Annotated in this window: 4 protein-coding genes; all 4 read left to right on the top strand. The window is 71.7% G+C overall.

Annotation, left to right across the window (positions count from 1 at the left end; genetic code table 11):
* A partial coding sequence (locus ETD85_RS59925; RefSeq protein WP_420847393.1) for a carbohydrate ABC transporter permease occupies positions 1 to 929 on the top strand: 929 nt, incomplete at its 5' end.
* Positions 919 to 1743 (top strand): carbohydrate ABC transporter permease, encoded by an 825-nt coding sequence (locus ETD85_RS59920; protein WP_138698700.1) that lies wholly within the window; start codon positions 919 to 921, stop codon positions 1741 to 1743. The genes ETD85_RS59925 and ETD85_RS59920, both read left to right, overlap by 11 nt.
* A 50-nt stretch (positions 1744 to 1793) precedes the next feature.
* Complete coding sequence (locus ETD85_RS59915; protein ID WP_138698699.1) at positions 1794 to 3077, top strand: ABC transporter substrate-binding protein; 1284 nt, start codon at positions 1794 to 1796, stop codon at positions 3075 to 3077.
* Positions 3074 to 5091 (top strand): hypothetical protein (locus ETD85_RS59910; RefSeq protein WP_138698698.1); only part of this gene is annotated, 2018 nt, incomplete at its 3' end. The genes ETD85_RS59915 and ETD85_RS59910, both read left to right, overlap by 4 nt.

Genomic DNA, 5091 nt, shown 5'->3' with positions numbered 1-5091 from the left:
CCCCCAGAGAGCCGCCCCCCGCCGCAGACAGGCCTCGCCCGCGTACGCGCTCGGGCGGGCCGCCGGAAGACCGCATCGGCTACCTCTTCCTCACGCCCTGGTTCGTCGGCATGGCCCTGTTCACCGTCGGCCCGATCCTCGCCTCCCTCTACCTGTCGTTCACCGAGTACACCCTGCTCAAGCCGCCCGAATGGCTCGGGCTGGACAACTACCGCGAGATGGTGGCGGACCCGCGGCTGCACAAGTCGCTGGGGGTCACGTTCGTCTACGTGTTCGTGTCGGTGCCCGTCCAGCTCGTCCTGGCCCTGGCGCTGGCGCTCCTGCTCAACCGCGGCGTACGCGGGCTGAGCTTCTACCGCTCCGTCTACTACCTGCCGTCCCTGCTGGCCGGCAGCGTGTCCATCGCGATCCTGTGGCGGCAGATCTTCGGCAAGGACGGCCTGGTCAACCAGGTGCTGGCGATGGCCGGCATCGAGGGCGTGAGCTGGGTGGCCCACCCGGACTTCGCGCTGGGCACGCTCGTGGTGCTCAACGCGTGGACGTTCGGCGCGCCCATGGTGATCTTCCTGGCCGGGCTGCGCCAGATCCCCGCCTCCTACTACGAGGCCGCGATGGTGGACGGGGCCGGGCCGGTGCCGCGGTTCTTCCGCATCACGCTGCCGCTGCTGACCCCGATCATCTTCTTCAACCTGGTGCTGCAGCTGATCGGCGCCTTCCAGAGCTTCACCCAGGCGTTCGTGATCAGCGGTGGCCGGGGCGGGCCGTCCGACGCCACCCTGCTCTACACGCTCTACCTGTACGAGCGCGGCTTCGGCTCGTTCGACATGGGTTACGCCTCCGCGATGGCGTGGGTCCTGCTGGCCATCATCGCCGCTCTGACCGGCCTCAACTTCCTCCTCGCCAGGCGGTGGGTGTTCTATGAGAGCTAGGCGGCTGTCGAAGCACGTGCTGCTGGCCGGCTCCGGCGTGGTGATGCTCTACCCGCTGCTCTGGATGGTGTCGAGCTCCGTCAAGCCGACGGAGACGATCTTCCGTGACCCGTCGATCTGGCCCACCGAGCTGGACCTCGGCAACTACGTCCAGGGCTGGACGGCGCTGGAGCACCCCTTCCACTACTACCTGCTGAACTCCGCCGTGATCGCGATCCTGGCGGTGGCCGGCAACCTGCTGTCGTGCTCGCTGGCGGCCTACGCCTTCGCCAGGCTCGAGTTCAGGGGCAGGAAGATCTTCTTCGCCGCGATGCTGGCGACGCTGATGCTGCCCATCCACGTGCTCATCGTCCCGCAGTACGTGCTGTTCTCCCAGCTCGACTGGATCAACACGAACCTGCCGCTGGTCGTGCCCAAGTTCCTGGCGCACGACGCGTTCTTCATCTTCCTCATGGTGCAGTTCATCCGCGGCCTGCCGCGCGAGCTGGACGAGGCCGCGCGCATCGACGGCTGCGGGCACATCAGGATCTACTGGCGGATCGTCATCCCGCTCTCGGTGCCGGCGCTGGCCACCTCGGCGCTGTTCACCTTCATCTGGACCTGGAACGACTTCTTCGGCCAGCTCATCTTCCTGACCGACCCCGAGCTGTGGACCATGCCGGTGGCGCTGCGCTCGTTCATGGACGGCCAGGGCGAGACGGCCTGGGGCCAGCTCTTCGCGATGTCGATCGTCGGGCTGGTGCCGATCTTCGGATTCTTCCTCGCCGGTCAGCGCTATCTGACACAGGGCATCGCGACCACCGGCTTCAAGTGATCCGCGCACGCCTGCGGTTAAAACGTTCTACACCCCTTAGAGGAGGGGCCATGTCGAGAACATCCAGGGGCCTTGCGGCACTCTGCGCGGCCGGCGTCCTGCTGGCGGCCTCCGCCTGCGGCGGCTCGTCCGGCGACGGTGACGGCGGCGTCGAGCTGCGCTTCGGCTGGTGGGGCAACAACGACCGCGCCGCCGCCACCCAGCGCGTCATCGAGGCGTTCCAGGCCAAGAACCCCGGCATCACGGTCAAGGGCTCGTACACGGACTTCAACTCCTACTTCGACCGCCTGGCCACCGAGGTGGCCGGCGGGCGCGCGCCGGACGTGATCACGCTCGGCGGCGCCTACCCGCGCGAGTACGGCGACCGCGGCGCCCTGCTCGACCTGGCCAAGTCGGGGCTCAAGACGGGCCGGATCGGCGCCGCGGCGCTGGACAACGGCAAGTTCGGCGGCGTCCAGTACGGCGTCCCGACCGGCGTGAACGCCATCGCCATGGTGGTCAACGAGGCCGTGTTCGACCAGGCGGGCGTGCCGCTGCCCGACGGCGACACGTGGACCTGGGACGACTTCCGGCGGATCGCCAAGGACCTGGCCGCCAAGGTGCCGGAGGGCACGTTCGCCCTGGCCGACCCCACCAGGACCGACATGCTGGACGTCTACTCGCGCCAGCGCGGCGAGGCGCTCTACACCGCGGACGGCAAGGTCGGCATCAGCGAGAAGACGCTCGTGGACTGGTGGACCATGACGCGTGAGCTGCGGGACGTCGGGGCCACCCCGCCGGCCTCGCAGACGGCCGAGCTCATCACGCAGCCCGCGCCCGAGCAGTCGCTGATGGGCCGGGGCCTGGCCGCGATGCAGTTCGACTGGAGCAACCAGGTCGGCGCGCTCAGCAAGGCGGCCGGCCAGCCGCTGAAGCTGATCAGGGTGCCCGGGGAGACCGGCGCGACCCAGGCCGGCATGTGGCTCCAGGCGTCGCAGATCTACAGCATCAACGCCAAGTCCGAGCACCCGCGGGAGGCGGCCCTGTTCGTGGACTTCCTGGTCAACAGCCCCGACGCCGGCAAGATCATTCTCGCCGACCGCGGCATCCCGGCGAACTCCGACGTCCGCGCGGCCATCCAGGGCGTGCTCGGGGAGGGGGAGAAGGTGCAGGCCGCGTTCATCGACGAGCTGACCCCGAAGGCCGGCCCGCCGCTGGTCATCGGCCCGACCGGGTCCACCGACACGCCGAAGATCCTGGACCGGGTCAACGCCGAGGTGCTGTTCGACCGGCAGCAGCCGGCCGCCGCGGCGGCGGACTTCGTCAAGCAGGTCGGGACGGCGATCAAGCAGTGAGCACGGCCCCCATCGACCGCCGCGCCCCCATCGACCGCCGCGCGCTCGTCGACCGGCACGCGGTCGAGGTGACGGGCATCGTGCCGGAGTCGCCGCTGTCGGTGGGCAACGGCGAGCTCTGCTACACGGTGGACGTCACCGGGCTGCAGACCTTCCCCGGCAGCCATCCGGTCGAGGAGCGCACGGGAGGCGTGCCGGGGACGCTGCTGGCCACCATGTCGTCATGGGGCTGGCACAGCGTGCCCGGCTCGTACGCGCTGGCCGAGACGACCCGCACGTACCCGACGCCGCGCGGGCCGGTCCCGTACGTGGACATGCGCGGCGACCTGAGCGGCACCGGCGAGCGGCCCGCCTCCGCCGCGGAGTCGTGGCTGCGCGCCAACCCGCACCGGCTCGACCTGGGCCGGATCGGGCTGGCCGCGACCGGGGGAGCGCCGCTGTCGCCCGCCGACCTGAGCGGCGTCCACCAGCGGCTCGACCTGTGGACCGGCACGATCACCAGCCGCTACCGGCTGCGCGGCGCGCCGGTCCTGGTGACGACCGCCTGCCACCCGTCACGCGACGTGCTGGCCCTGCGCGTCGAGTCGCCGCTGCTCGCGGGTGGTCTGGGGGTGCGGCTGGCGTTCCCGTACGGGTCGCAGGACTGGGGGAACGCGGCGGATTGGACGCGCCCGTCGGCCCACTCGTCGGCGCTGCGGCGCTCGGAGCGCGGTTTCACGGTGGCGCGGGTGCTGGACGGCGCCGCCTATGACGTGGTGGTGGCGCTGAGCGGCGGGGGAGCGGCGGTGGCGAGCGGGCCGCACGAATTTCTGGTCACGTTCCGGGAGCCCGCCGCCGAGCTGGTGATCGCCTTCCACCCGGCGGCAGCCGGCCGGCTGCCCGCCTTCGGCGAGGTCGTGGCGGCGTCCGGCCGCCACTGGAGCCGGTTCTGGAGCACGGGCGGCGCGGTGGACCTGTCGGCCGCCCGCGACGACCGCGCCCCCGAGCTGGAACGCCGCGTGGTGCTGTCGCAGTACCTCACGGCGATCCACTGCGCGGGCTCGCTGCCCCCGGCGGAGACCGGCCTCATGGCCAACAGCTGGCGCGGCCGCTTCCACCTGGAGATGCACTGGTGGCACGCCGCGCACTTCCCCCTCTGGGGACGGGCCGAGCTGCTCGAACGCGGCCTCGGCTGGTACGCCGCCATCCTCCCGCGCGCCCGCGCGACGGCCCGGGACCAGGGCTGCCCGGGGGCCCGCTGGCCCAAGCAGACCGGCCCCGACGGACGGGAGAGCCCGAGCCCGATCGGCCCCTTCCTGCTCTGGCAGCAGCCGCACCCGATCCACCTGGCCGAGCTGGTGCGCCGCGCGAGCGGCACCGAGCACGCGCTGGAGCGCTACGCCGACGTCGTCATGGACACGGCCGCGTTCATGGCCGCCCACGCGGTCAAGGGCCGGGACGGGTACGCGCTCGGGCCCCCGCTGGTGCCGGCCCAGGAGTCGTACGCGGAGGTGCGGGCCGCGGCCTGGAACCCGACGTTCGAGCTGGCCTACTGGTCGTGGGCGCTGGAGGTGGCGCAGCGGTGGCGGCGCCTGCTCGGCCTGCCGCCCGAGCCGTCCTGGTCGGAGGTGTCCGCAGGGATGGCCCGCCCCCGCGTGCGGGACGGGGTCTACGCCGCGATGGACGCCCCGCCGTACACGGTGCGGGACGACCACCCGTCGATGCTGTACGCGCTGGGCCTCGTGCCGCCGACCCGGCTCATCGACCCGGCGACCATGCGGGCCACCCTGCACGACGTCCTGGCCACCTGGCCGTGGGAGACCACCTGGGGCTGGGACTTCCCGGCCATCGCCATGACCGCCACCAGGCTGGGCGAGCCGGAGACCGCACTCGCGGCCCTGCTGATGCCGGTGGCCAAGAACACGCACCTGCCGAACGGCCACAACAGGCAGAGCGCCGCCCTGCCCGCCTACCTGCCCGGCAACGGCGGCCTCCTGGCGGCGGTCGCGCTCATGGCTGTCTCTTATACACCTCT

The organism is Nonomuraea zeae (assembly GCF_005889725.1).
Lineage (GTDB): Bacteria > Actinomycetota > Actinomycetes > Streptosporangiales > Streptosporangiaceae > Nonomuraea > Nonomuraea zeae.
Note: the sequence above shows the minus strand (reverse complement) of the source record. Positions and strands in the feature narration are given on the sequence as shown.